At 73.9% G+C, this 25,185-nt stretch carries 21 protein-coding genes; 12 read left to right on the top strand and 9 right to left on the bottom strand.

The genetic code is table 11. The features are described from left to right. The coding region (locus MPTA5024_RS28890; protein ID WP_232326687.1) for an ATP-binding protein at positions 1-2,641 on the top strand (2,641 nt) is incomplete at its 5' end. A 144-nt stretch (positions 2,642-2,785) separates the two neighbouring features. On the opposite strand, the gene MPTA5024_RS28885 is transcribed toward MPTA5024_RS28890, so the two are convergent. Beyond that, on the bottom strand, positions 2,786-3,598 hold the full coding sequence (locus MPTA5024_RS28885; RefSeq protein ID WP_036330301.1) for an ABC transporter permease: 813 nt from the start codon (positions 3,596-3,598) through the stop codon (positions 2,786-2,788). 43 nt (positions 3,599-3,641) lie between these two features. After that, positions 3,642-4,604 carry a daunorubicin resistance protein DrrA family ABC transporter ATP-binding protein gene (locus MPTA5024_RS28880; RefSeq protein WP_036330300.1) on the bottom strand — a complete coding sequence of 321 codons (963 nt, stop codon included), beginning with the start codon at positions 4,602-4,604 and terminating at the stop codon, positions 3,642-3,644. A 138-nt stretch (positions 4,605-4,742) separates the two neighbouring features. On the opposite strand from MPTA5024_RS28880, the gene MPTA5024_RS28875 reads away from it, so the two are divergent. The 3 genes from MPTA5024_RS28875 to MPTA5024_RS28865 all read left to right on the top strand — a co-directional run bounded on the left by MPTA5024_RS28875 (position 4,743) and on the right by MPTA5024_RS28865 (position 7,211). Continuing rightward, positions 4,743-5,258: a PH domain-containing protein gene (locus MPTA5024_RS28875; RefSeq protein WP_051458798.1), complete on the top strand. Its 516-nt coding sequence runs from the start codon at positions 4,743-4,745 to the stop codon at positions 5,256-5,258. Beyond that, entirely contained in the window at positions 5,255-6,778 is a 1,524-nt protein-coding gene (locus tag MPTA5024_RS28870) for a PH domain-containing protein (RefSeq protein WP_084370080.1), read from the top strand. Before MPTA5024_RS28875 ends, MPTA5024_RS28870 begins: the two co-directional genes overlap by 4 nt. Positions 6,779-6,980: 202 nt before the next feature. Further along, positions 6,981-7,211 carry a hypothetical protein gene (locus tag MPTA5024_RS28865; protein WP_036330298.1) on the top strand — a complete coding sequence of 77 codons (231 nt, stop codon included), beginning with the start codon at positions 6,981-6,983 and terminating at the stop codon, positions 7,209-7,211. Between the two features lie 57 nt (positions 7,212-7,268). On the opposite strand, the gene sepH is transcribed toward MPTA5024_RS28865, so the two are convergent. From sepH to MPTA5024_RS28850, 3 genes are all read right to left on the bottom strand, one after another. Then, the gene (sepH, locus tag MPTA5024_RS42725; protein WP_051458797.1) at positions 7,269-9,551 is read right to left on the bottom strand and encodes a septation protein SepH; all 2,283 of its coding nucleotides are present in this window, start codon (positions 9,549-9,551) and stop codon (positions 7,269-7,271) included. 506 nt (positions 9,552-10,057) lie between these two features. Then, positions 10,058-11,350 carry a D-arabinono-1,4-lactone oxidase gene (locus tag MPTA5024_RS28855; RefSeq protein ID WP_036330296.1) on the bottom strand — a complete coding sequence of 431 codons (1,293 nt, stop codon included), beginning with the start codon at positions 11,348-11,350 and terminating at the stop codon, positions 10,058-10,060. Between the two features lie 93 nt (positions 11,351-11,443). Next, on the bottom strand, positions 11,444-12,634 hold the full coding sequence (locus tag MPTA5024_RS28850; protein ID WP_036330295.1) for an MFS transporter: 1,191 nt from the start codon (positions 12,632-12,634) through the stop codon (positions 11,444-11,446). 181 nt (positions 12,635-12,815) lie between these two features. Here MPTA5024_RS28850 and MPTA5024_RS28845 point away from each other — a divergent pair, with 181 nt between their 5' ends. Beyond that, positions 12,816-13,976, top strand: a complete 1,161-nt coding sequence (locus tag MPTA5024_RS28845) for a lytic transglycosylase domain-containing protein (protein WP_232326686.1) — start codon at positions 12,816-12,818, stop codon at positions 13,974-13,976. On the opposite strand, the gene MPTA5024_RS28840 is transcribed toward MPTA5024_RS28845, so the two are convergent. Continuing rightward, positions 13,967-14,947 carry a ferrochelatase gene (locus MPTA5024_RS28840; protein WP_036330291.1) on the bottom strand — a complete coding sequence of 327 codons (981 nt, stop codon included), beginning with the start codon at positions 14,945-14,947 and terminating at the stop codon, positions 13,967-13,969. The two genes, MPTA5024_RS28845 and MPTA5024_RS28840, sit on opposite strands and share 10 nt — an antisense overlap. Positions 14,948-15,036: 89 nt before the next feature. Between MPTA5024_RS28840 and MPTA5024_RS28835 the strand changes: the two genes are divergently transcribed. After that, positions 15,037-17,013, top strand: a complete 1,977-nt coding sequence (locus MPTA5024_RS28835; protein WP_036330289.1) for a S9 family peptidase — start codon at positions 15,037-15,039, stop codon at positions 17,011-17,013. Between the two features lie 4 nt (positions 17,014-17,017). Here the strand turns inward: MPTA5024_RS28835 and MPTA5024_RS28830 are convergent, their stop codons facing one another. Beyond that, complete coding sequence (locus MPTA5024_RS28830) at positions 17,018-18,277, bottom strand: hypothetical protein (RefSeq protein ID WP_157099779.1); 1,260 nt, start codon at positions 18,275-18,277, stop codon at positions 17,018-17,020. Positions 18,278-18,445: 168 nt separating this feature from the next. Here MPTA5024_RS28830 and MPTA5024_RS28825 point away from each other — a divergent pair, with 168 nt between their 5' ends. Continuing rightward, positions 18,446-19,282 carry an inositol monophosphatase family protein gene (locus tag MPTA5024_RS28825; protein WP_051458796.1) on the top strand — a complete coding sequence of 279 codons (837 nt, stop codon included), beginning with the start codon at positions 18,446-18,448 and terminating at the stop codon, positions 19,280-19,282. 79 nt (positions 19,283-19,361) lie between these two features. Here the strand turns inward: MPTA5024_RS28825 and MPTA5024_RS42720 are convergent, their stop codons facing one another. Next, on the bottom strand, positions 19,362-19,526 hold the full coding sequence (locus MPTA5024_RS42720) for a hypothetical protein (RefSeq protein ID WP_198167441.1): 165 nt from the start codon (positions 19,524-19,526) through the stop codon (positions 19,362-19,364). Between the two features lie 243 nt (positions 19,527-19,769). Between MPTA5024_RS42720 and MPTA5024_RS28820 the strand changes: the two genes are divergently transcribed. From MPTA5024_RS28820 to MPTA5024_RS28800, 5 genes are all read left to right on the top strand, one after another. Beyond that, positions 19,770-20,423 (top strand): response regulator transcription factor, encoded by a 654-nt coding sequence (locus tag MPTA5024_RS28820; RefSeq protein ID WP_036330285.1) that lies wholly within the window; start codon positions 19,770-19,772, stop codon positions 20,421-20,423. Positions 20,424-20,457: 34 nt separating this feature from the next. Continuing rightward, a complete protein-coding gene (locus tag MPTA5024_RS28815; RefSeq protein WP_063794796.1) occupies positions 20,458-21,879 on the top strand; it encodes a sensor histidine kinase in 1,422 nt (473 codons plus the stop codon). A 262-nt stretch (positions 21,880-22,141) separates the two neighbouring features. After that, positions 22,142-22,441 carry a DUF4193 domain-containing protein gene (locus MPTA5024_RS28810; RefSeq protein WP_030454398.1) on the top strand — a complete coding sequence of 100 codons (300 nt, stop codon included), beginning with the start codon at positions 22,142-22,144 and terminating at the stop codon, positions 22,439-22,441. Between the two features lie 20 nt (positions 22,442-22,461). Further along, complete coding sequence (locus tag MPTA5024_RS28805) at positions 22,462-23,214, top strand: hypothetical protein (protein WP_036330282.1); 753 nt, start codon at positions 22,462-22,464, stop codon at positions 23,212-23,214. Positions 23,215-23,461: 247 nt separating this feature from the next. Next, positions 23,462-24,868: an alpha,alpha-trehalose-phosphate synthase (UDP-forming) gene (locus tag MPTA5024_RS28800; protein ID WP_036330280.1), complete on the top strand. Its 1,407-nt coding sequence runs from the start codon at positions 23,462-23,464 to the stop codon at positions 24,866-24,868. Here MPTA5024_RS28800 and MPTA5024_RS28795 read toward each other — a convergent pair. Further along, complete coding sequence (locus MPTA5024_RS28795) at positions 24,858-25,175, bottom strand: DUF4235 domain-containing protein (protein ID WP_084370079.1); 318 nt, start codon at positions 25,173-25,175, stop codon at positions 24,858-24,860. The two genes, MPTA5024_RS28800 and MPTA5024_RS28795, sit on opposite strands and share 11 nt — an antisense overlap. Between the last annotated feature and the right edge of the window lie 10 nt (positions 25,176-25,185).

Genomic DNA, 25,185 nt, shown 5'->3' with positions numbered 1-25,185 from the left:
CCACGCGCCCGCCCCCGCCTCCGGCCACGCGCCGGCCCCCGCCTCCGGCCGCGCCCCTGCCCCGGAGCACACGCCCGCACCCGGCCAGGCCTCCTCCGACCACGCTTCCGGCCCCGCGACCGCTCCCGGCGACACGCGCGTCCCGGGGCACGCGTCGCCGCTGCCCGCGCCCCCTCCCGTACGGCTCTCGCGGGGGGCGGCCGACACCGTCCCCATGAGCCGTACCGGGGAGGACCGGGGCGGCGAGGACCACGTCGCGCGCCGGGGCAACCTGAGGGCGCGGCTGACCAGCTTCGTCGGCCGCGACGAGGACGTGGCGCGGGCGGGCGAGCTGCTGGCGTCCGCCCGGCTCGTCACGCTGCTCGGCCCCGGCGGCGCGGGCAAGACGCGCCTCGCGGTCGAGTCGGCGGAGGCGTTCGCGCCCCGGATGGCCGACGGCGCCTGGCTGGTCGAGCTGGCGCCCGTCCGCGACCCGGAGGAGGTGCCCCGCACCGTCCTGGCCGCGCTCGGCCTGCGCGACACCGGCCTGGTGGCCGTCCGGGCGGCGCAGCAGCACGCGGGGGAGGCCGACGCCGCCACCCGGCTCGTCGCCTGGGCCGCGCCGCGCACGCTGCTGATCGTGCTGGACAACTGCGAGCACGTGATCGGCGCCGCCGCCGCGCTCGCGGACCGGCTGCTGGCCGAGTGCCCGAACGTGCGCGTCCTCGCCACCAGCCGCGAACCCCTCGGCATCACCGGCGAGACGCTCTGGCCCGTCCGGCCGCTCGACCTCGGCCCGGCCGTCCGCCTGTTCGCCGACCGCGCACGGGCCGTGCGCCCCGGCTACCGGGTCGAGGACGAGCGGGACGCCGTGGAGCGCATCTGCGGCGGGCTCGACGGGATGCCGCTCGCCATCGAGCTGGCCGCGGCCCGGCTGCGCGCCCTGACCGCGGCCCAGATCGCCGACCGGCTCGGCGACCGCTTCCGGCTGCTCACCGGAGGCAGCCGTACGGCCATGCCGCGCCACCAGACGCTGCGCGCCGTCGTCGAGTGGAGCTGGGACCTGCTCGACGAGGACGAGCGCACGCTCGCGGCGCGGCTGGCGGTCTTCGCGGGCGGCGCCACCCTCGACGCGGCGGAGCTGGTGTGCGACGGCGACATCGACGTGCTCGGCAGGCTCGTGGACAAGTCCCTCGTGGTGTTCGAGGCGGGCCGCTACCGGATGCTGGAGACGATCCGCGCGTACGCCGCCGAACGGCTGGCCGAGTCGGGCGAGGAACGGCGGATGCGGCGCGCGCACGCCCTGTTCCACGCCGGCCTCGTCGAGACGGCCGAGCCGTACCTGCGGCGAACCGAGCAGGTGGAGTGGCTGCCCCGGTTGTCGGCCGAGCACGACAACCTCTCCGCCGCGCTGCGCTGGGCGACCGAGGAGGGCGAGGTCGACCTGGCGCTGCGGCTGGTCGGCGCGATGGGCTGGTACTGGTGGCTGGTGGGCCACCGGCTGGAGGGCGCCCAGCGGGCCGCCGAGGTCGTCCGGCGGGCGCGGGACGGCGACCCCCGGCGGCTCGCCCTCGCGTACGCGGTGCACGGCATCCTGCGCGGCGGCGCCATGCAACTGGAGGAGGCGGGCGAGAGCCTCGCCGCCGCGCTCCGGATCGCCGCCGGGGACGACGGACCCCCGCCGCACCCGTTGGTGGCACTGGCCAGGCCGATCCTCGCGCTCTTCGCGGGCGGCGAGCCGGAGGCGGAGGCTCACCTGGTGGAGCTGCTGGAGCACCCCGACCCCTGGGTGGGGGCGGCCGCCCACATGTTCCGGGGTCACCTGCGCTTCAACTCCGGACGGACCGAGGAGGGGGAGCTCCACCTGAGGACGTCCCTCGACCTGTTCCGCCAGGTGGGAGACCGGTGGGGCGTCGGCAACTCGCTCGCCGCCCTGGCCGAGGTCAGCACCATGCGCGGCAGGCCGGCCGAGGCGGTCCCCGTGATGGAGGAGGCCATCGCCCTCGTCACCGAGGTCGGGGCCGTGGAGGACACCCCGTACATGCGGACCCGCATGGCGCTCGCGCTCGACGCGTGCGGCCGGCGTGAGGCCGCGCTCGCGGCGCTCGACGAGACCGAGCGGTTGTGCGAGGACACCCGTGACCTGATGGGCGTGGCGGGCGTGACGCACATCCGGGGGGACTTCGCCCGCGCGGACGGCGACCTGGAGGCCGCGCGGCGCCACTACCTGCGGGCGTTGGAGCTGGCGGACGGCGTGGGCGGGGCGCCCGGCGCCCAGGCGCTGCCCCCGCAGTTCGTCGCCGTCCTGCGCTCGTCCCTCGCCCTGCTGGCCGGGCAGGAGGGCGATGCGGCCCGGGCGCGCAGGCTCCAGGGCGAGGCGCTGGACCTGGCCGTCGAGTCCCAGGACGGGCCGGTGCTCGCGCAGGTGGTCGTCGGGTCCGCCGCGCTGGCGGCCCGGGAGGGCGACCACGCGGCCGCGGCCGCCCTGCTCGGCGCGGCCGGGACGATCCGGGGGTTCGTCGAGGTGGTGGGCTTCGACCACGAACGGGTGGTGGACGCGGCGACGGCCGCGCTCGGACCTGAGGAGTTCTCCCGGTGTCACGAGCGCGGCCGCGCCATGGTCCGCGAGGAGATCCTCGCCCTCGCCGACCGCCGTTCCTGACCCCTCACCGTTGACGCGGCGACATCCTCGCCCGCTCCGTACCCTGCCCCCCTCACCGATCGGCGACCTACCGCCGCAAGACCGCCACTGCACGGGGCCGCCGTCTCGCCTGGGCGCCGGCGCGTCGGCGGGACGGCCCGGGGGTCAGATGCGGGTGCGGAAGGCGCGGACGGCGAGGGGGGCGAACACGACCGTGAGGCCCGCCGCCCACAGCAGCGAGGTGACGGCGTCGGAGGCCACCGGACCACCGCTGAGCAGCCCGCGCACCGCGTCGGCGAGGTGGCTGACCGGGTTGATCTCCACCCACTTCTGCAGCCAGGACGGCATGGTGTCGGTGCGGACGAAGGCGTTGCTGGTGAAAGTGATCGGCATCATCAGCGAGAACATCATGATCTGAACCTTCTCCTGGTCGGCCGCGGTGACCCCGACCAGGACGGCGGCCCACGACATCGCCAGCGCGAACGTCAGCAGCAGCGCCAGCGCCCCGAGGACGCCCGCGACGCCCGTGTGCACCCGGAACCCGAGGACCAGCCCGAGGCCCAGGAACAGGGCGAACGCCCACACCTGCTTCAGCGTGTCGGCCACGATCCGCCCGGCCAGCGGCGCCGACCGCGCGATCGGCAGGCTGCGCAGCCGGTCGAACACGCCCTTCGTGATGTCGGTGTTCAGCCCGACCGCCGTCGTCATGCTGGCGAACAGCATGTTCTGCGCGACCAGGCCCGGCAGCGCGAACTGCAGGTACTGCCCGGTGGACCCGGCGATCGCGCCGCCGAACACGTACGTGAACAGCAGCAGGAACATGATCGGCTGGACGCTGAGGTCCAGCAGCTCCATCGGGTTGTGCTTGATCTGCACGAGGCTGCGCCATGCCAGCGTCGCCACGTGGCGGACGGTGGCCGCGGGGCGCACCCGGGGGGACGCGACGACCGCAGGCGCGGTCCGCGTGATCGTCGTCATGGTCTCTCCTCAGATGTCGGGGATGCCGGTCGCCGTACGGCGGTCACGCGGCGGCCTCGCCCTGCTCGCCGGGCTCCTCGGGGCGGTGGCCGGTGAGCGCGAGGAAGACCTCGTCGAGGCTCGCCTTGCGCAGGGACAGCTCGGCGGCGACCACGCCGAGGTCGTCGAGGCGGCGGACGATCGCGGGGACGATCGCCGGATCGGGCACCGAGCCCGTCACCAGCCCGCCGGTCACCTCGGGCGCGACGCCGAGCACCTCGCCCACGACCCGTTCGACGAGGTCGAGGTGGGCCTTCTCGGCCGGCCGCACCTCCAGGACCTGGGCGCCCGCGGTGGCCTTGAGCTCGTCCGGCGTGCCCCCGGCGATGACCTTGCCGTGGTCGAACACCACGATGTCGTCGGCGAGCTGGTCGGCCTCCTCCAGGTACTGCGTGGTGAGCAGGACCGTCACCCCGTCGCTCTGCAGGGCCCGCACGACGCTCCACAGCTCGGTGCGGCTGCGGGGGTCGAGCCCGGTGGTCGGCTCGTCCAGGAAGAGCACCTGCGGCCTGCCGACGAGACTCGCCGCGAGGTCGAGGCGGCGCCGCATGCCGCCCGAGTACGTCTTGGCGGCCCGGCCGCCCGCGTCGGACAGGCCGAACCGGTCAAGCAGCTCGGCCGCCCGGCGCCTGGCGTCCGCGCGCGGCATGTCGAGCAGGCGGCCGATCATCACCAGGTTCTCCACGCCGGTCAGGGTCTCGTCGACCGCGGCGTACTGGCCGGTCAGCCCGATCAGCGAGCGCACCTGGTGCGCCTGCTTGACCACGTCGAACCCGCACACCTGCGCCCGGCCCCCGTCCGGGCGCAGCAGCGTCGTCAGGATCCGCACCGCCGTCGTCTTGCCCGCACCGTTGGGACCGAGCACCCCCAGCAGGCGGCCCTGCGGCACCTCGAGATCCACCCCGTCGAGGGCCTTCGTCTCCCCGTAATGCTTGGCCAGGTCCCGTGCCTGGATCGCGTACGTCATCGACTCTCCTCAGTCAGCGTCACCTCCCACCGTGGACCACGCCACTGACACTTCGCTGAGCGACGCCCGCGGGCACCGCCGTCCGCTGACAGATCGCTGACATACCGCTGAAGGCGCCGGGCTCCTAGGGTGGGGAGCGTGACAGGCCCCCTCCGGGATCCGGCCCACCGCGTCTCGCGGCGGGCGATCGCGCTGTGGCTGGTCGAGGCCCTGATCGGGTTCGTCCTGCTGGTGGGCGGCGCGGCCGCCGTCGCGCTGTGGATTGACGGCGCCGGCCTGCCGGGCGTGGCGGGGTGGCTGTCGCGTCACGCCTGGGCGCTGCCCGTCGCCGTCGGGGCCGTGATGCTGCCGTTCGTCGTGCTGGAGCCGCTGCTCCGGTACGCCGTCCACCGGTGGGAGCTGTCCGGCGACGTCGTGTACGCCCGGTCCGGCTGGCTGAGCAGGGAATGGGTCTTCGTCCCCGTCGGCCGGATCCAGACAGTGGACACGGCGCAGGGCTGGTTCGAGCGGGCGCTGCGGCTGGCCACGCTGCGGATCCGCACCGCCTCCCACGCCGGCTCGTCCACCATCAACGGGCTCGACGCGGAGGTGGCCGGCCGGCTGGCCGAGGAACTGGCCCGCCGCGCGGAACTGCTGAGGGACGACGCCACATGAGCGGCCCCGCACGCCCCGCCCCGGCCCCCTCGCCGTACGACGGGAGACCGTGCCGGCTGAGCCCGCGGGTCCTGCTCATCGACCCGATACGGACGCTGCCGTCGCTTCTGCTCCCGCTCGCGGGCGTGCTGCTGGCCGGGGGGTTCTCGCCCCGGTCGTTCGGCTGGGCGGCGATCGGCGTCGCGGGGGCGGTCGTCTACGCGGTCGTCCGGTGGGCCACCTTCACGTACCGCGTCCACGGTGACCGCCTGGAGCTCATCCGCGCCTTCGTCGGGCGCTCGGTCCGGACCATCCCCCTCGACCGCATCAGGGGCGTGGACGTCACCGCGTCGCCTCTCCACCGGCTGCTCGGGCTCGCCGTGCTGAAACTCGACACGGGGGCGGGCGGCGACGAGCAGGAAGGCGTGCTCGACGCGGTGACGGCTGGCGAGGCGGAAACGCTCCGGGGCGTCCTGCTGGCCCGCCGGGCTCCCGGCGCCGGGATCACCACGGAGGCCGCAGCCAGGGCCACCGCCGGAGTTACCGGGCCGCCCGAGCGGCTGCACGCGCGCGTCCCCCCGTCCTGGCTGCGGTACGGGCCGCTGTCTGGCGCCTACCTGCTGACGCCGTTCGCGCTGGTGGCCGGTGCGGCGGGGTTCGTCCTGCAATGGGGGGAGGAGTTCGGGCTGACCGGCCGTACGGCCCGGCGAGCCGCCGGCTGGGTGTGGGAGCACCCCACCCTGCTGTTCGCCGTCGTCGTCCTCCTCGTGCTCGCCATGCCCGTGGCCGGCGGCCTCACATACGCCATCTTCAACTGGAACTTCACGCTCCGCTCCCGCGAGGGCTACCTGGTGGCCGAGCGCGGGCTCCTCACGCGACGCGCCGTGTCGCTGGAGCGCCGCAGGATCCGCGGGTACGAGCTGGCCGACGGCCTGGTGGAGCGGTGGGCCGGCGTCGTCCGCCTGTGGGCCCTGGTGACCGGGCTCGGCGACTCCGCGACCCGCGGCCAGCTTCTGCCGGTGACGCCCCGGGTGTACGCCGAACGGGTGGCGGCCGAGGTCGCCGGGCCGGTCCCGGGCCCGCTGCGGGCGCACCCCCGGCCCGCGCTGCGCCGGCGGCTGTTCCGGGCGGTCGCGCCCTGGCTCGTGGTGGCGGCCGTCGCACTCGCGCTCGGCTGGCGGGTGGTGGCGGTCGCGGCCCTCGTGCCGGCCGTCCTGGGCGTGCCGCTGGCGTTCGACCGCTACCGGAGCCTGGGACACGGGTACGACGGCCTGCGGCTCTCGGTCCGGTCCGGGTCCCTGCGCCGCGCCCAGGCGGTGGTCGAACGCCCGGCTCTCGTGGGGTGGCGGATCAGGCAGACCGTGTTCCAGAGGAGGTCGGGCCTCGTGACGGTGGTGGCGGGCGTCGGCGCGGGCAGCGGCGGCTACGCCGCGGTCGACGCGGGGGAGGACCAGGGGGTCGCGTTCGCCGCCGAGGTCACCCCCGACTGGATCACTCCGTTCCTCGCCCGCCCGCCCTCGTCCCGGCCCCCGGCGTCCTGACCCACCCCGCCTGGGCATCACCCGCCTGGCCCCGCTCGCCGTCGTCGGGCCCTGGCTTTCCGACCCACCCGTCGGGTACCGCGCGACGGTCCGACGCGAGAGATTTGTGCCCACTTTCCGCGTACGTCTGGCGACTTATCGTGATCACGACTAGCGTGATCTGCGGTTCCCCGGTGCATCCCGCCCCCGTGGAGGTGGCCCCGTGAACGCGAACGGACGGGTCCTGCTGTTCATCGTCGTCGCCTTCGTGGTGTTCCGGGCGGGCCGCCAGTGGCAGCGCTCCGCCGACCTGTGGCGGACGTGGCGGGAGGCCGTCAAGAACGTCCCGGCACGGCGTACTGCGGCCTGGGGCGGTGCGCGGGCGATGGTCAAGGTCGGCCTGGTCGCGGCCGTGATCTTGTGGGCCGTCGCCAACCTCAACTACTTCCTCTGACGCCGCGCGGGACGGAGTGGGCGGGGGTCGAAGGCCCCCGCCCATTTCCGATCGTCGTCAGTCCTGCTTGCGCGCGCCGAACATGATCTCGTCCCACGTCGGCACCGAGGCCCGGCGCCCGCGCGATTTGCGGGGACGCGGGGGAGCGGGCTTCGGAACGGGCGGGGCCGGCGTCTCGGGCTTGCCGTCCTTCGGCGCGTCCTTCGACCCCTCGGCCGCGGCGGCCACCGCGGGACGCTTCGGCGCGGGCGCCGCCGGAACCGGTGCCGCAGGCGTGGGCGCCGCCGGAGCAGCGGCCGCAGGTGCGGCGGGCGCCGGCGTCGCAGCTTCGCCCGGGGCCCGCTCACCGGAGTCCCGCGCCGGCGCGGGACGTCCGGCGGGAGCGGAAGTCTCCCGGGTCTCCTTGTCCCGTCCGCCGTCGTCGGCAGTCGGCCGCGCGGCGGCGTCCTCGGTCGCGGGCCGGGCGCTCGGAACGGTCACCGGGACGGCCGTGGCCGCCTCCCGTGCCGCGGCCGGGCGCGCATCGGCCCCCGCCGGCTGAGCCGCAGGGGGCTCCTCGTCGCGCCGCCGCGGGGACTCCTCACGTGGGGGTGCGGCGCTCGCGTCGCGGGCGGTGTCCGTCGCGCTCGGACCGGCCGGGGACGTCTCCGCCTCGTCCGATCCGGTCTTCACCCCGGCGGTGACGTCCGTGCCCGGAGCCCCGGCGTTCACCGCCTGCGTGGTCGCGGCCTTCTCGGGCCGATCCGCGCCGGCACCCGCTTGAGCGCCGTCGGCCTCGGCCTGGGCCGGAGTGCCGTCAGGGGTGGTGCCCGCCGCGGTGCCGGCGTCGGTGGCGCGCGCGCTCGATCCGGCCTTCGCGTCGTCCGTGCCGGTCGCGGTGACGGCCGCCCCATCGCTCTCGGCCGAGCCGGTGGCGGCCCGGTCCGCCGCGGAGACGGCGGCCGCGGCGGCCGCCTCCTCGGCCCGCCGTGCCTCACGCTCGGCGGTCTCGCGGGTCGCGCGTTCGGCGTCCTCCCGGGCCTTACGCTCGGCGGTCTCGCGGGCTTCCCGTTCCGTGGCTTCTCGGGCGGCGCGCTCGGCGGCTTCTCGGGCGGCGCGCTCGGCGGCCTCGCGGGCGGCGCGCTCGGCCGTCTCCCTGGCCTCGCGCTCGGCGTCCTCCCGGACCTTACGCTCGGCCGTCTTGCGCGCCTCGCGTTCCGTGGCTTCTCGGGCGGCGCGTTCGGCGTCCTCCCGGGCCTTACGCTCGGCGGTCTCGCGTGCCTCGCGTTCCGCGGCCTCGCGGGTCGCGCGCTCGGCGTCCTCCCGGGCCCTACGCTCGGCCGTCTCACGTGCCTCGCGCTCGACGGCCTCTCGGGTGGCGCGCTCGGCGGCGTCGCGGGCCTCCTGCTCGGCCTGCTCGCGAGCCGCGCGCTCGGCGGTCTCGCGTGCTTCCCGTTCGGCTGCCTCACGGGCATCCCGCGCCTGCCGGGCGGCCGTCTCGCGCCCCGCCGCCTCCCGGGCCGCGTCCTCGGCGCGCGCGTCCCGCTCGTAGTCGGGGACGTCGCCGGGACGGGCGAGGGGGTCGGGCAGCCGGAACGGCACCGGGGTCAGCTCGGGGCGGTAGCCCGCGGGCTCGGCCAGGGCGGCGGGCTCCTGCCGTACGGAGGGCAGGTCGGCCTCGGCGCGCCGGTAGGGGTCCTCGGGCAGCGACGGCACGGGGGCGAGCTTGGACGCGAGCCGGGGCACGAACGGGCGGACCGTCGCGTCGTCGGGCCCGGGATCGACGTACTCGGCGGCCGACAGGCGCATCGCCTCGTCGTCGTTCGGGGTGATGTGGCGGCGGCGGGGATCGAACAGCCACTCCGCGTGACGCGTGTGGCCGTTCCAGACGAAGCCGAGCCTGACCCGCCACAGGTTGTCGTCGCGCTTGCTGGAGTCCCAGTCGATCTCGTCGGCGGGGACGCCGCGCCTGGTGAGGCGCTCGGCGACCAGTTCGCCGAGGGTGGGCCCGGGGGCCGTCTCGCCGGGCATCCGGACGGAGACCCGCTGGGCCTGCTGGGCCATGTACTCGCGCTCCTGGAGAACGGGCCCCTCGAACCAGCGGACTCGTTCCACCGGGATGCCCGCGGTGGCCGCGATCTCCTCCGCCGTCTCGCCTGCGCGGATCCGCGCCTGGATCTCCTTGGGACGCAACGGACTCTCCACTTCGATCTCGTACTGGCCGAGACGGGAGAAGTTGCCGCGGACGGCAGCACGGAGCCGGTCGTCGACGGGGAGCGTGAACCGCGTGCCCCGCCCGGCCGTCGCCAGGACGAGGTACGTGCCGTCCTCACTGACCGCGACGAGACGGAGCTCCTGCATGCGAGTCCCTTCGTCGTCGTGCTCTGTCTTCCCCCGGACCCTTGAGTCTCTCGCGTGAACCGGTTGCCTGCCAGCACCGTACCCGGCATGTCCGAACATCGCCTCGCCCGGGGGCGCGGCAGGTGTTGTGACGCCGGTCACATTTCTGGCGTTCACCTTTACGCTACCCGCCGGACATGTGTGAGCGGCCTGCTTCCGGATGCCGTCCCGTGCGGCCGGGCCCCGCCGAAGCGGGGACGACGGCTCAGGAGGCGAGAGCGAGGGTCGTGTCCTCTCGTCTGACGCGCGCCCGCGGCCCGTCCGTCCGGCGCCGGCGTCGCCGCGGCGTGGACGGTCGTGCCGTACCTGGGGGAGGGTCTCATCCTCTGCTTGCTCCCTCGGTTCGAGTGGCGCGCCGGGCTCAGGAGTGCCCGTGCCCCGCACTGTGCCCGCCCACAGGCCCGCGCGGGCAACGCGACACGCGCACGGCGCAGGACCGTGGAGAGGGACTTTACGCGGCCTTGGCCTCAGCTCTCCCGCGACGCGCCGAGCACCCGGTCCAGGTAATCGTTGGCGAAGACCCCGTCCGGGTCGAGCGTGTCGCGCAGCGCGACGAAGTCGCCGAACCTCGGGTAGACGGTCCGCAGGTAGGAGGCGTCGCAGGTGTGCAGTTTGCCCCAGTGGGGACGTCCCCCCAGCCGCCGCATGATCTCCTCCACGCCGTCGAAGTAGGCCTGGTTGGGCGTGGGCCGGTAGATGTGGCACGCGACGTACGCCGAGGACCGGCCGTACGCGGTGGACAGCCAGGCGTCGGACGGCGGCGTCACGCGGACCTCGACCGGGAACGTCACCGGCCAGCCCGAGCGCTCCATGAGGTCGCGGGTCTCGCGCAGGGCGCGGGCCAGGTGCTCGCGCGGGACCGCGTACTCCATCTCCAGGAACCGCACCTCCCGCACCGAGGTGAAGACCTTGTACGACGTGTCCACGCACTCGGACGCGCCGAGGGCGCGGGCCGACAGGGCGTTGATCCGGGGGACGGTGCGGGGGAGCCGGGCGCCGACGGCGCAGGCGGCGCCGAAGAGGGTGTTCTCCAGGAAGACGTTGTCGAGCCACCGCTTGACGGCGGCTGGCGGCCGGGCGGGGCCGGGTGTGCGGTTGTTCCGCTTGACGAGGCAGGTGTCGGTGTGGGGCAGCCAGAAGAAGTCGAGGTGGTCGTTGCCCGCCGTGAGCTCGTCGAGCGAGTCGAGGATCGCGCTGAACGCCATGGGCGCCCGCCGGTGGTGCAGCAGGAACGCCGGCTCGACCCGGAACGTCACGGCCGTGATGATCCCGAGGGCGCCGAGGCCGACGCGGGCGGCGTCGAACAGGTCGCCCTCGCGCACGGTCGCCGCAGAGCCGTCGGCGAGGACGAGGTCGAGTTCGAGGACCTGGTCGGCCAGGCCGCCCACGTGGCGCCCGCTGCCGTGGGTCCCGGTCTGGATCGCCCCGGCGGCCGTCTGCGCGGTGATGTCGCCCATGTTCGCCAGGGCCAGCCCGCGCCGGTCGAGCTCCTCGTTCAGGGTCCTGATCGGCGTCCCCGCGGCGACCTTGACCCAGCCCTCACCCGCGTCCAGGACGCCGGTCAGCGCGGTGGGCCGCAGCAGGATGCCGTCGGTGAGCGCCACCCCCGTGAACGAGTGGCCCGAGCCGATCATCCGGACCCGGCGGCCGGTCTTCGCGGCGTCCCGGACGGCCTGGGCGACCTCCCCGGCCGACGCGGGCGTGCGGACCTCCGCGGGCACGGCCGACTGGTTGCGCGCCCAGTTCACGAAGGCGTCCATGCTCCTCCTCGCGGAGGCCTGTCGCGGCTCCTCCGCATGCGGCCCACCCTAAGGGCCGGAAGGGAACATGAACAGTGCTCATGAAGGGGCGCGTCAGCGCGCGCTGTGCCGGGCCCGGACGAGCGCCGAGCCGCCCAGGCCCACCGCCACGGCCAGCAGCGCGCTGGCGTAGGCGAACCCGTACGCGTTGGACGCGCCGTAGAGGTCGGTGAGCCGGCCGCCGGCCCAGGCCCCGATGGCAACGCCGAACCCGATGGACGTCGAGATCCACGACATCCCCTCGGTGAGCTGCCGGGCCGGGACCAGCCGCTCGATCAGCGAGAAGCCCGTGATGAGGGTGGGGGAGATCGACAGCCCCGCGAAGAAGAGGGCGACCGCCATGAACCGGATGTCGTCCACCAGCAGCACCGGCGTGAGCCCGGCGGCGAACAGCGACAGCGCGCGGACGAACCGGCTGCGCAGCGTGATCTTCCAGTGCCGGGAGCCGAACCACAGGCCCGAGACCATGCTGCCGCACGCGATCGACGCGAGCAGCAGGCCGGCCGCGCCCTTGCTGCCGTGCTCGTCGGCGAACGCGACCGAGATCGTGTCGACCGAGCCGAAGACGGCGCCCATCGCGAGGAACACGGCCGACAGCAGCGCGACGCCGGGGATGGCGATCGGCGACCCCGCCGTCCCGCGCTCGCGCACGACCGGGGGCTCGGTCGAGCGCATCGCGGCGAACGCCAGCGTGCCGCCCACCGTGAGGACGATCGCCACGATCAGCCCGGCGTACACGTTCACCCCGGTCGTCAGCGCGGTCACGAACGCCGGGCCGCTCACGAAGACGACCTCGTCGGCCACCGACTCGAAGGAGAACGCGATGTGCAGCCGGGAGGGGTCCTGGAGCACGTGGGACCACCGGGCCCGGACCATCGAGCCCAGCGAGGTGGCGGAGGCGCCGGCCGCGGCGCCGGTGGCGTACAGGGTCCACTGCGGTTCGTGGGCGTGCGCGCACAGCAGGAGCCCCGACAGGGAGGCCGCGTGCAGGAAGACGAACGGCACCAGCACCCGGGCCTGGCCGAACCGGTCCACCAGGCGGCCCGACAGCGGCGCGGCCACGGCGTACGCGAGCGACACGACGGCCGCCACCGCGCCTGCGGTCGCGTAGGAGCCGGTGAGCGCGGAGACGAGCAGCACGACGCCGATGCCCAGCATGGACATGGGCATCCGCCCGATGAATCCCGCGACGACGAACCCCTTGGTTCCTGGCGCGCCGAAAAGCCCTCGATACGGCCCGACCATCACGCGTTCCCTTCGGCGCCTGAGCTGTCCGGGCCGGCCGTTGGGGGAGCTCGGCGGCCGCGGGGTCCTTGCTTCCCGGGGCACGCGGACTGCGATTTTTCCACTTTGACCCTGACGCACATGCCTAAGGTGTGGCAAGTGATTTTTCCGTCTTTGGGGTGAAGGGTTTAACGTGAGCGGCGTGCCCACTCTTCCCGCCACGACGCTTCGCACGTTCGTGGCAGGACTGGCCGCACTCATCACCGCCGTGATCGCCCTGGGCAGCCTCGTCCTCGTGGCGGAGGACGGACGGCCGGCGGCGACGATCCAGCAGGACGGCGACCCGGCGGCGGCCGGCGGGCTGCGGCCCGACCCCACGCTGCCGTCGAGCTCTCCGGTCATCGGCGGCCCGGGGGTCCAGGTCACCCCGCCGGACCTGATGGCCATCAGCCCGGCCGCCGTGCCGATGAAGACGCTGCGGAAGATCGCGAGACTCCGGCACGTGCAGAAGGTCGCGGCGGCGGACGGCGGCACGGTGCGCGTGTCGGGCACCGCCCTGCAGCTGCTGGCCGTGGACCCGGCCCAGTTCCGGTCGTGGACGCCCAAGGCGGTCGCCGAGCACCCGGAGGTGTGGAGCGCGCTCGCGCGGGACGAGTTCGTCGCCGACGGGGGAGCGATCAAGCGGCTGGGCATGGTCCTGGGCGCGGAGTACCAGCTCGACGGCGGCCCCCGGCTGCGCGTGGCCGCCTCGGCCTCGCTCGGCCTGCCGGGGGTGGACGGCCTGGTGGGCAAGGACCTCGGACGGCGGCTTGGGTTCTCCTCCGCGGTCGTGGTGCTCGTCCACGGCGACTCGCCCTCACTCGACGCCCACGCCGTCGCGCGCCTGCTCGGCCCGAAGGCCCAGGTGGTCAGGGTCGGCGCGGCCGTACGCCGGGCGGCCGCCCCCACGCCGTCCGCGCCTCCGGCCCAGGCGCTCGTCGGCCGGCCCGAGAGCTACCTGGAGCTCTACCAGCGGTCGGCGGGCGTCTGCCCCGGCCTGTCGTGGACGGTCCTGGCGGCCATCGGCCAGGTGGAGAGCGGCCACGGGCGCAACAACGGGCCCTCGTCGGCCGGCGCCCTCGGGCCCATGCAGTTCATGCCCGCCACCTGGAAGGCGTACGGCGTGGACGGGGACGGCGACGGCGACGCGGACATCTGGAGCGCCTACGACGCCGTCCCGACGGCGGCGAAGTACCTGTGCGCGAACGGCGCCGGCCAGGGCGGCGACAAGCTCAGGAAGGCCGTGTGGTTCTACAACCACTCCTGGGACTACGTGAACAAGGTCCTGTCGCTCGCCGACGCCTACGCCCGCACCTACTCCTGACGGGCCGGCCGGACCGGGGCGGGGCAGCAGGCCGCCGCGCACGGAGCGGGCTCCGGCTCCTCCAGCAGCTCGCGGACCATCGAGACGAACCTCGGGTGGACGCCTGCGGTCGCGGCCCGCGTCAGCGGCATGCCGAGCTTGTCGGCGGTGGCCGCCGCCTCGACGTCGAGGTCGTACACGACCTCCATGTGATCGGAGACGAACCCGATGGGCACGAGCACGGCCGCCGGGACCCCCTCGCCGTGCAGGGCCTCCAGGTGGTCGCAGACGTCGGGCTCCAGCCAGGGGACGTGCGGGGGGCCGCTGCGGCTCTGCCAGACCAGGTCCCACGACCGGCCGGGGTCCACCTGCTCCGTCACGAGCGCCGCGGCCGTCCGCAGCTGCGCCTCGTACGCCCCGCCGGTGGGGCCGGCCGTACGGGCCATGGAGACGGGGATGCTGTGCGCGGTGAAGACGAGCCGGGCGTCGTCGCGCACGCCCTCGGGCAGCCGGGCCAGCGCCTCGCGTGTGTGGTCGGCCATCGCGGCGACGAAGCCGGGGTGGTCGTAGTAGTGCCGCAGCTTCACGATCTCGGGCGCGCCGGGGACGGCGGCGCGGGCGCGCGCGATGTCGTCGAGGTACTGCCGGCAGCTCGAGTAGGAGCTGTACGCCGCGGTGACGAACGCGGCCGCCTTGCGGACCCCGTCCTGCGTCATCCGCCGGACCGTGTCCTCCAGGAACGGGTGCCAGTTCCGGTTGCCCCAGTAAACGGGCACGTCGACGTCGAGGGCCGCGATCAGGTCGCGGCACTGCCGGTTGATCGGGCTGACCCCGCCGAAGCCCTGGTAGTGGGCCTCGACCTCGAGCAGCCGCTCGCGGGGCACCCCCCGGCCGCGGACCACGTTCTCCAGGAACGGCATGACGTCGCCGGGCTTCTCCGGCCCTCCGAAGGAGACGACGAGCAGGGCGTCGTACCCGTTTGTGCTCCCCATGTCCCCACACCCTACGCGGCCGGACCGGCGGTCCGGCGCGTGACGGCGGCCCCTTGGGCTCCTCCGCAGGATGGCGATAGGTTCGACCGGTGACTGATTTTCCTGACATCCGTGAGTACGTCGCTCTGCCGCGCGTGCAGTCGCTGCGGCTGTCGCCCGACGGGACGCGGCTCGTGTCCGTCGTCCAGTCCCTTCTGCCGGACGGGGCGTCGTACGGCACGGCACTGTGGGAGATCCCGCTCGACGGCGGCGGCGAGCCGCGGCGGCTGACCCGGTCGTCGAAGGGCGAGGCGGGCGCGGAGTTCGCCCCCGACGGGAGCCTGCTGTTCGTCTCCCGCCGTCCCGACGAGACGGTCAAGGACTCCGGCGAGGAGGTCCCCGCGCTGTGGCTGCTGCCCGAGCGCGGCGAGCCGGTGCGGATCGCGCGCCGTCCCGGCGGCGTCGGCGCCGTGCGGACCGCGCGGGACACGGTCGTGTACGCGGCCCAGGTGCTGCCGGGCGACCTGGCCACCGAGGAGGAGCGCCGCAAGGGCCGCAAGGAGGCGGGGGTGTCCGCCATCCTCCACGAGGGCTACCCGGTCCGCTACTGGGACCACGACCTGGGCCCGGCCGGCACCCGGTTCTTCGCCGCCCGTCAGGTGCGGGACGGGCTGGAGGACGAGCGCGACCTCACGCCCGACACGGACGGCGCGCTGAGCGACCACCTGTCGTTCGACGTCACCCCGGACGGCTCCGCCGTCGTCACCACGTGGCGGGTGCGCCTGCCCAACGGCGAGGTGCGCGAGGAACTCGTCGCCGTCGACGTCGCGGACGGCTCCCGGCGCACGCTCGGCTCGTCCGACGCGCACGACTTCGGCGGCCCCGTCGTGGTGTCGCCGGACGGGCGGCACGTCGCCTGCACCCGGGAGCGGCACGGCACCGAGGACGTGTCGGTCGAGGTGGACCTGTGGGTCGTCGACCTGGAGACCGGCGAGGGCCGGGCGGTCATGGAGCGGGTCTTCCCCGCGTTCGTCGCCTGGGCGCCCTCGTCCCGGGAACTGTTCGTCGCCGCCGACCACCAGGGCCGGCGGCCGATCTTCCGCGTCCCGCTCGACGGGCCCGCCGAGCGGCTCACCGGCGACGACGGCGCGTACGCGGAGCTGTGCCCGGCGCCCGACGGCTCGGTCTACGCGCTGCGCGGCGCCGTGGACTCGGCCCCGGCGCCGGTGCGGGTGGCCCCCGACGGCGCGGTGACGCCGCTGCCCTCGCCGACGCCGCAGCTCGACCTGCCGGGCACGCTGACCGAGGTCACGGCCACCGCCGACGACGGCACCGAGATCCGCGGCTGGCTGGTCCTGCCCGCCGGCGCGTCGGCCGAGAGCCCGGCGCCGTTCCTGCTGTGGGTCCACGGCGGCCCGCTGTCGAGCTGGAACGACTGGAGCTGGCGCTGGAACCCGTGGATCATGGCGAGGCACGGCTACGCGGTCCTGCTGCCCGACCCGTGCCTGTCCACCGGGTACGGCCAGGAGATGATCGACCGCGGCTGGGGCGAGTGGGGCCCGGTCACGCACGCCGACCTCATGGCGATCACCGACGCGTGCCTCAAGCGGCCGGAGATCGACGAGCAGCGTGTCGCCGCGATGGGCGGCTCGTTCGGCGGCTACATGGCCAACTGGATCGCCGGGCACACCGACCGCTTCCGCGCGATCGTCACCCACGCCTCCCTGTGGAACCTCGACCAGTTCGCCGGCACCACCGACGGGGCCAACTACTGGCAGCGGGAGTTCGGCGTGCTCGGGTCGGAGCGGTACGCCCGGCTGTCGCCCCACCGCTCGCTGGAGGAGATCCGGACGCCGATGCTGGTGATCCACGGCGACCGGGACTACCGGGTGCCCATCGGGGAGGCCCTGCGGCTGTGGTGGGACCTGCAGCGGTCCGGCGTCGAGTCGAAGTTCCTCTACTTCCCCGACGAGAACCACTGGGTGCTCAAGCCCGGCAACGCCGTGGCGTGGTACGAGACGGTACTGGCCTTCCTCGCCCAGCACGTCCTGAAGGAGGAGTGGGTGAGGCCGCCGTCCCTCGGCTGACCCCTCAGGGCCGCCAGCCGTAGACGACGGAGGTGGACGCGGACATGTCCGGCGCCGCCGGGTAGGCCGCGCCCACCGCCCAGAAGCGGCCGGTCCCCGGGACTCGCGCCAGCCCCCGGAGCACCACCCGCCCGCCCGGGATCGGCGGCTCGGCCGACGTGGCGGAGCCGGTGGGCGTCAGGGTCAGCACGGCGGTGTCGGCCGCGGCCGCGTCCTCGTCGCCGATCGTGCTCGCCACCACGGCCCGCAGCCCGCCGTGCCCGTCGGCGACCGCCGCGCCGGTGAACCGCCAGCCCTTGGGCACGGCCACGGCCCGCCAGGCCCGCCCGTCCCAGTGCGCGGCGATCGGGTCCCTCACCGGGTCGCCGTCCCCCTCCGGATCCGGGCGCCGCCCGTACGTGCCGTACACCCAGACGTCGCGGTCGGAGGCGGCCACCACGCCCGTGAGGTCGAGCGAGTTCTCACGGGTGTCCCCCGGCAGCGCCCCGCCGAACCCGACCGGCTGCCAGCGGCCGCCGGGCGGACGCCGGTACAGCCCGGAGTCCCGGCGCCGCATGTCCTTCGTGACCGCCCAGTACGTCCCGGACGGCGGCACGGAAAGCGCCTGGACCGCCAGGCTCGCCCCGGGTCCCGGCACCCGCCGCCAGGGGCCGCCCTCGGACAGCCAGACAGCGGGTTCCCAGCCGTCCAGCGCCCATGCCTGCCCCCGGCCCGCCGACCCCAGGTAGGCGAACGACCCGTCGCCGGCCGGCGACCACCGCGCCCCGTCCCAGTGCAGGACCTGTCCGCCGCGACGTCCCGCCCGCAGCATCAGCCAGACGTCGTCCGGCCCCGAGGCGGCCGCGGCCACCGGTGCGGCGGTCGTCTGCGCCAGGGCGTACCTGGTCCAGCGGGCTCCGTCCCACCGCAGCGCGACCGGGTGGCCGCGCCACGTCTCCGTGACCCCGAACGCCCAGGCCGCTCCGGGAGCCGTGGCCACCACGCAGGTCATCTGGTCGAAGACGCCGTAGTCGGTGAGCACGCGCAGCCGCCACGGTCCCGACTCGTCGGCCGGGACCGTCACGGGCCGGTGCTCCGCCGGCGGATTGTCGGGATACAGATAGTCCCAGGCGCCCCGGAAGCCCGCCCCCGGTGTGGCCGAGGCGGTCGCCGGCGGCCGCGCGGACCCGCGTTCGCGGGCGTGCGGCGCGGCGCAGGCGGCGGTCAGCACGGCCACGGCGGCGGCGACCGCCAGCGCCGGAGCGGGCAACGCACGGGGGCTCATGGAGCATGGGACGCGCGATCGCGTCGTGAAGTTCGGGCCCGGCCGGATCCTGCCGGCCGAAGGTGTCGGCGCGGGCCGCCGTCGCTCCGCTGATCGCCCGGGTGACCTTCCGTTCACCCCGGTTTGGCAGGATGTGGTGCGAATCGGACGAGGAGGGGGGCGGTCGGAGTGGCCGAGTACGGACAGGGACCGGGACGGGACGAGGCGGAGCCGCCGGACACGGAGACGCTGCTGGCGCTCGCGGTGGAGATCGCCGAGGAGGCCGGCGCGATGCTCCTCGCCAAGCGGCCCGACCGGCCCGAGGTGCTCGCCACGAAGTCCAGCCCCACGGACGTGGTGACCGCGCTCGACCGGGCCGCCGAGGAGCTGATCCGCTCCCGCATCGGCGAGGCCAGGCCGTACGACGCGATCCTGGGCGAGGAGGGCGGCGACACGCCCGGCACGGGCCGCGTGAAGTGGGTGGTCGACCCGATCGACGGCACCGTGAACTTCCTGTACGGCCTGCCCGACTGGGCCGTGAGCATCGGGGTCGAGGTGGACGGGGAGATCGTCGCAGGGGCCGTGCACAACGTGCCCCGTGGCGAGCTGTTCTCCGCCTCCAAGGGCGGCGGGGCCTGGCTGAGGGGTGAGCGGCTGAGCTGCAACACCGGCGTCCCGCTCGACCGGGCCCTGATCGCGACCGGGTTCGGGTACGGCGTGGCCCGCCGGCGCGTCCAGGCCGAGGTGGTGGCGCAGGTGCTCCCGCGGGTGCGCGACATCCGGAGGATCGGCTCCTGCGCCCTCGACCTCTGCGCGGTAGCGGCCGGCCGGGTCGACGGCTACTACGAGCGCGGCGCCAACTACTGGGACCACGCGGCGGCCGGGCTGGTCGCCACCGAGGCCGGCGCCCGCGTGGGCGGGCTGAACGGCAGGCCCGTGGGCGTGGACATGCTCCTTTGCGCGGCGCCGGGCCTGTTCGAGGACCTGCACGACCTGCTCGTGCCCCTCGACCCCGAACGCGACTGACCGTCCGCCCGGACCGGTACGGCTCCGGACACGGCTGAGGGGGCCCGCCGTCGCGGCGGGCCCCCTCAGTCACGAATGGTCAGCGCTGGATCGGGATGCCATGATCCTCCGCGAGGCGGTGCAGATCCTCGATCTCGGCGGTGAGGGTGTCGGCGAGGAAGTCGTCCCCGCTCGTCGTGGCCTCTTCAAGACCCTTGTAGGCCTGGTCGAGCCTGGTTTCGATCGTGGTCGTGAACTCGCCCATCTCACCTTCTTTCTCAGGGGGCGAATGTGCCGTGCGTGGTCCCCGAACGCGGATCCTGGAGAGAGCGCGCCCTTCCCCGGCACACGACAATGAGGTGTAGCCCCGGGCCTACCCACCTTCGGGCTTGCCTCAAACCACCCAATTCCTGTGCTCTACCTCACGTAGAGCGCCGGAACCGCTTACCGGCGTCTTACGTCGAATATGGCCACAATGAAGGCGTTGTGCCTGATGAGGAGGACTTCGATGCGTGTGCTAGTGGTGGAGGACGAGCGGGTGCTCGCGGACGCGATCGCCACCGGCCTCCGCCGGGAGGCGATGGCCGTGGACGTCGCCTACGACGGCGCCGCCGCGCTGGAGAAGACCGGGTACATCGACTACGACGTCATCGTCCTCGACCGCGACCTGCCGAAGATCCACGGGGACGAGGTCGCCCGCCGGCTGGTGGCCCAGCGGACCGCCTCGCGGATCATCATGCTGACCGCCGCCGGCGACGTGGACGACAAGGTCGAGGGACTGGAGCTGGGGGCCGACGACTACCTCGCCAAGCCGTTCGTGTTCATGGAGCTGGTCGCCCGGGTCCGGGCGCTCGGCCGCCGCTCCGCGCCGGCCCTGCCGCCCGTCCTGGAACGGTCGGGCATCACGCTCGACCCCGGCAAGCGTCTCGTGACGCGGGACGGCAAGGAGGTCCCCCTCACGAAGAAGGAGTTCGCGGTGCTGGAGGAGCTCATGCGCGCCGAGGGGGCCGTGGTCAGCCAGGAGGACCTGCTCGACAAGGCCTGGGACGAGAACATCGACCCGTTCACCAACGTGGTCCGGGTGACGATGATGACTCTGCGCAAGAAGCTCGGCGAGCCCCAGGTCATCGAGACCGTGCCGGGCGTCGGGTACCGCCTGTGAACGTGGCCGGCCGTGTCAGGGGGGAGACGGCGCCGTGAGCGAGCAGCACGAGGGCGGGGGACGTCCGGAGGGCGCGCTTCCGCAGATCATCCCGCCGCCCGGCACCGCCGCGCGGTGGCACGGAGAGGAGACGGAGGCCCGCCCCGGCCGCCGGATGAGCTCGCCCATGGGCACCGGCCCGTACCGCAGCCAGGTGCCGCCGCCGCCCAGCGGCCCGCCCGCCTGGGACGGCCCGCCGCCGCTGACCGCCCACCCGATCCAGCGCCACCTCCTCGACGAGATCAAGGCGCTGAACGGGCGGATCGGCATCCGCTGGCGGCTGACCCTGACCTACGGCGCGCTGTTCTTCGTCGCGGGGGCGCTGCTCCTGTTCGTCATGTACACGCTCGTGGGCATGGCCATCACCTCCGCGTGGCCGGGGCTCGACCTTCCGCAGGACGCGCCCGCGGGCGCCGTCGAGTGGTACCAGAACTGGTGGACCCACGTGCAGAACGAGGCCATCCAGTCGGCCCGGGCGCACCTGCTGACGCGGTCGCTCATGGCGTTGCTGGGCGTGGGGATCCTCGCGCTGATCCTGGGGTACGTGGTGGCCGACCGGGCGCTGCGCCCGATCAAGAAGATGACGGCCACGGCCCGCAAGCTGTCGGAGACCTCGCTCGCCCACGAGCGGATCGACCTCCAGGGCCCGGACGACGAGCTGAAGGAGCTGGCCGACACCTTCGACGCCATGCTGACCCGGCTCAACACCGCCTTCGACGCCCAGCGGCGGTTCGTCGACAACGCCTCCCACGAGCTGCGGACCCCGCTCGCGATCAACCGGACCGTGCTGGAGGTGGCATTGTCCGACCCGGAGGCGTCCGAGGACCTCAAGGTGCTCGGCCGCACCCTGCTCGGCACCACCGCCCGCAACGAGAGGCTGATCGAGGGACTGCTGCTGCTCGCCCGCAGCGAGCGCGAGCTGTCGGTCCGCAAGCCGGTGGACGTCCAGGAGGTGGCGCGGACGGCGGTCGAGCAGCTGACGCCTTTCGCCGAGGAGGAAGGGGTCACGGTCGAATACGACCTTCATCCGGCGGCGACGACAGGAGATCCCGTTCTCATCGAACGGTGCGTCTCGAACCTCGTCGAGAACGGTATTAAGCACAACATCGGCGCATCAGGAAAAGTCTGGATCCGTTCGGGAATTGTCGACGGGGGTGCCGTTGTTCAGGTCGCGAACACGGGACCGCATGTTCCCGCGTACGAGGTGGAGAGCCTGTTCGAGCCGTTCCGGCGACTGAACGCCGACCGGGTGCAATCCGCCAAGGGCGCGGGTCTCGGGCTGTCCATCGTGCGCGCGATCGTCCGTGCGCACGGGGGCCGCGTGGCCGCCGTTCCCCGAGACGGCGGGGGGCTCGTGGTGACGGTACGTCTATCGGGAACCGGGGTGACTCCTGGGTCGCCGCAGTCGGCGCGCTGATGGAGCGTGCGCGCCGTACATGTGGTTGGATGTGCCGTCGAACGCGGTGGGGGTCATACCGTCGATACTGTGGTTTGCGCCATATTTGGCTAACCAGAGCCTTAGGCGGCATACCCCTCCCGTGCCGGAAGGTTCATCGTTCGTCCAAGCGGGTACCGATTGCACAATTTCCTGGCCCCCGCGGGCACAACGACGGCCTCCCGAGCGTTGAAGACGCGCGACACAGGCGCAGGCAGATAGATGAGGGGGATGGAGTACGCAGATGGCTACCGACTACGACAGCCCGCGTAAGACCGACGACGACCTGAGCGAGGACAGCCTCCAGGAGCTTCAGGCACGGCGGAGCGACAAGTCGTCGGGCAGCATCGACATCGACGAGACCGACCTCGCCGAGTCGCTCGAGCTGCCGGGGGCGGACCTGTCGAACGAGGAGCTCTCGCTGCGGGTGATTCCTCGGCAGGCAGACGAGTTCACCTGCTCGCGGTGCTTCCTGGTGCACCACCGCAGCCAGCTGGCCTCAGAGAAGAACGGCCAGCAGGTGTGCCGGGAGTGCGCGGCCTAGGAGACCCTTAGGAGGATCCGTTGACTTCAGACGCGGATCGATCGAACGACGAGGTGGCCGACCTGGTCGGCAAGCTCGTGGCCCCTGGGGAGACGGACGGGGCCGAGCGGCGTCGGCTGCTCGGCCGCCTCAGCGGAGCGCTCGCGGAATCGGCGAGGAAGGCGCGCGCGTCGGGGGCGGGACGGGGACGATGGCTCGCCGACGTGTTCATGAACATCGCCCCGCGGTTACCGGTCAGAGACTACGCCACCCTGCAGGAGCACCACTACGGGCTGACCGGCGAGCAACTCGCCGACGACCTCGTCCGCACCGCCGGCAAGGCGACCATGGCGGTCGGCGCGGTCGGCGGAGCGCTCGCCGCGGCCGAGTTCGCGGCGCCGCCGCTCCTGCTGTCGGCCCCCGCCCAGATCGTCGCCGAGACCCTCGTCGTCGCCGCGATCGAGGTCAAGCTCCTCGCGGAGCTCCACGAGGTGTACGGCGTGAAGGTCCCCGGGAACGGCTCCCAGCGGGCGACCGCCTTCGCCCTCGCCTGGTCCAAGCAACGCGGCGTCAACCCCCTCGCGCCCGGCTCGGCCACCCTCGCCCTCGGCACCGCCGCCAAGACCGCCCTGCGCAACCGCCTGATGCGCACCCTCGGCCGTCACCTCACCACCCTCGGCCCCTTCCTCACCGGCGCCGTCGCCGGAGGTGCCCTCAACCGGGCCGCCACCCGCAAGCTCGCCCAGGCCGTACGGGCCGACCTCCGCCACCAGCGCGCCCTGCCCCCCGCCTGAACTCTTTCGCTTTGCCGCGCCTCCGGGGAGGCGGCTCGTCGTGATCTCGCCGGGCCGAATCGGGGCCTCCGGGCCGACCCCATCAGGGGGTAGGAAACTGTCACCCGCAGGTCGGACGCTTGGAGACCTCGGGTGACGCCGATGAGATCATCCTCACACGTCAGAGCGTGAATTGTGCACGTCCTTACGGGTATGGGTGGCCTTGGTGGCTTTCCGTTTGGTGGTCACAGGCGACCCTGGAGGGTTAATGCGTGGCACCAGCTCGTTTCTGATCGTCGCGAACCGCCTCCCGGTGGACCGGGTGGGGGACAAGGAGTGGCGTCGCAGCCCCGGCGGGCTCGTGACGGCCATCGCCCCCGTGATGCAGCGGCGCGACGGCGCCTGGCTCGGCTGGACGGGCGCGGCGGGCGAGGAGCTCAAGCCGTTCGACCACGAGGGCATGCACCTCATCCCCGTCCCGCTCTCCGGGCTCGAGGTCGAGCTGTACTACGAGGGGTTCTCCAACGCCACCCTGTGGCCCCTCTACCACGACGTCGTGGCCAAGCCGACCTACTCCCGCGTCCTGTGGGACGCCTACCGGGCGGTCAACGACCGCTTCGCGCGGGCCGCCGCAGACGCGGCCGCGCCCGGCGCCGTCGTCTGGGTGCAGGACTACCAGCTGCAGCTCGTGCCGGCCATGCTCCGCAAGCTGCGCCCCGACCTCAAGATCGGCTTCTTCCTGCACATCCCGTTCCCGCCGGCCGAGCTGTTCAACCAGCTCCCCTGGCGCAACGAGATCCTGGAGGGCCTGCTCGGCGCCGACCTGGTCGGCTTCCAGCGGCCCGGCGGCGCGTCCAACTTCGTCCGGCTGTCCCGCCGGCTGCTCGGCCTGCAGAACCACCGCAACGAGATCCTGATGGAGGGCCGGACCGTCCGCGCCGAGGCGTTCCCCATCTCCGTGGACTTCGGCGAGCTGGACCAGCTCGTACGCGAGCCGCGCGTCCTGCGCCGGGCCAAGGAGATCCGCGCCGAGCTGGGCGACCCCGAGCACGTGCTGCTCGGCGTGGACCGGCTCGACTACACCAAGGGCATCGGCCAGCGTCTCAAGGCGTTCGGCGAGCTGCTCGACGACGGCGCGATCAAGCCGGGGGAGGCGGTGTTCGTCCAGGTCGCCACGCCGACCCGCGAGCGCGTCGACGAGTACCGCCGGCTGCGCAACGACATCGAGCTGCGGGTGGGCCGGATCAACGGCGAGCACGGCGTGATCGGCCGCCAGCCGATCTCCTACCTCCACCAGTCGTACAGCAAGGAGGAACTGGCGGCGCTGTACTGCGCGGCCGACGTCATGGTCGTGACCCCGCTCCGCGACGGCATGAACCTGGTGGCCAAGGAGTACGTCGCCTGCCGTCACGATCTCAGGGGTGCGCTCGTGCTCAGCGAGTTCGCCGGGGCGGCCGACGAGCTGCGCCAGGCCTTCCTGGTGAACCCGTACGACATCGACGGCCTGAAGCGGGCCATGCTGGCCGCGATGCGGGCCACCCCGCACGAGCTGGCGCGCCGCATGCGGTCGCTGCGGCGACGGGTGGCCACGCACAACGTCGACAAGTGGGCCAGCGACTTCCTCACGGCCCTGGAGTCGGGGGAGGGCGTCGCGGAGGAGCAGCTTACGGCGTGAGGTCCCTGGCGGCGTCCTTCCAGGAGCGCCACTTCTTGGCCGCCGCCCGGGTCGCGACGATCCGGGTGACCTCCATGCCCAGCCCCATCACCACGGCGTAGGCGATCGCCTCGCCGAGGCCGATGTCGGGGGAGTCGGCGCTCGCCGGCGGCTTGCGGCCCGTCGCCTTCTCCCACGCGAACGCCAGGACCTTGCGCGAGGCGAACCCCACGACCAGGCCGAGCAGCCCGCCGACGAGCCGCCACTGCATGTCCGGCTTCTCCGAGGCGCCCAGCTCCCGCCGGGCCTCCCGCGCCATGTCCGCCATGATTCCTCCT

It is taken from the genome of Microbispora sp. ATCC PTA-5024, assembly GCF_000511135.2.
Taxonomy (GTDB): Bacteria; Actinomycetota; Actinomycetes; order Streptosporangiales; family Streptosporangiaceae; genus Microbispora; species Microbispora corallina.
The sequence above is the reverse complement of the archived record's forward strand: the minus strand, read 5'-3'. Positions and strand labels throughout refer to the sequence as shown.

Excerpts from the sequence above, each read along its gene's own strand:
- MPTA5024_RS28800 (WP_036330280.1), top strand. The coding sequence starts at position 23,462 with ATGCGTGGCACCAGCTCGTTTCTGATCGTCGCGAACCGCCTCCCGGTG.
- MPTA5024_RS28810 (WP_030454398.1), top strand. The coding sequence starts at position 22,142 with ATGGCTACCGACTACGACAGCCCGCGTAAGACCGACGACGACCTGAGC.
- MPTA5024_RS28885 (WP_036330301.1), bottom strand. The coding sequence starts at position 3,598 with ATGACGACGATCACGCGGACCGCGCCTGCGGTCGTCGCGTCCCCCCGG.
- MPTA5024_RS28850 (WP_036330295.1), bottom strand. The coding sequence starts at position 12,634 with ATGGTCGGGCCGTATCGAGGGCTTTTCGGCGCGCCAGGAACCAAGGGG.
- sepH (WP_051458797.1), bottom strand. The coding sequence starts at position 9,551 with ATGCAGGAGCTCCGTCTCGTCGCGGTCAGTGAGGACGGCACGTACCTC.
- MPTA5024_RS42720 (WP_198167441.1), bottom strand. The coding sequence starts at position 19,526 with ATGGGCGAGTTCACGACCACGATCGAAACCAGGCTCGACCAGGCCTAC.
- MPTA5024_RS28840 (WP_036330291.1), bottom strand. The coding sequence starts at position 14,947 with ATGGGGAGCACAAACGGGTACGACGCCCTGCTCGTCGTCTCCTTCGGA.
- MPTA5024_RS28870 (WP_084370080.1), top strand. The coding sequence starts at position 5,255 with ATGAGCGGCCCCGCACGCCCCGCCCCGGCCCCCTCGCCGTACGACGGG.
- MPTA5024_RS28820 (WP_036330285.1), top strand. The coding sequence starts at position 19,770 with ATGCGTGTGCTAGTGGTGGAGGACGAGCGGGTGCTCGCGGACGCGATC.
- MPTA5024_RS28830 (WP_157099779.1), bottom strand. The coding sequence starts at position 18,277 with ATGAGCCCCCGTGCGTTGCCCGCTCCGGCGCTGGCGGTCGCCGCCGCC.
- MPTA5024_RS28855 (WP_036330296.1), bottom strand. The coding sequence starts at position 11,350 with ATGGACGCCTTCGTGAACTGGGCGCGCAACCAGTCGGCCGTGCCCGCG.
- MPTA5024_RS28880 (WP_036330300.1), bottom strand. The coding sequence starts at position 4,604 with ATGACGTACGCGATCCAGGCACGGGACCTGGCCAAGCATTACGGGGAG.
- MPTA5024_RS28795 (WP_084370079.1), bottom strand. The coding sequence starts at position 25,175 with ATGGCGGACATGGCGCGGGAGGCCCGGCGGGAGCTGGGCGCCTCGGAG.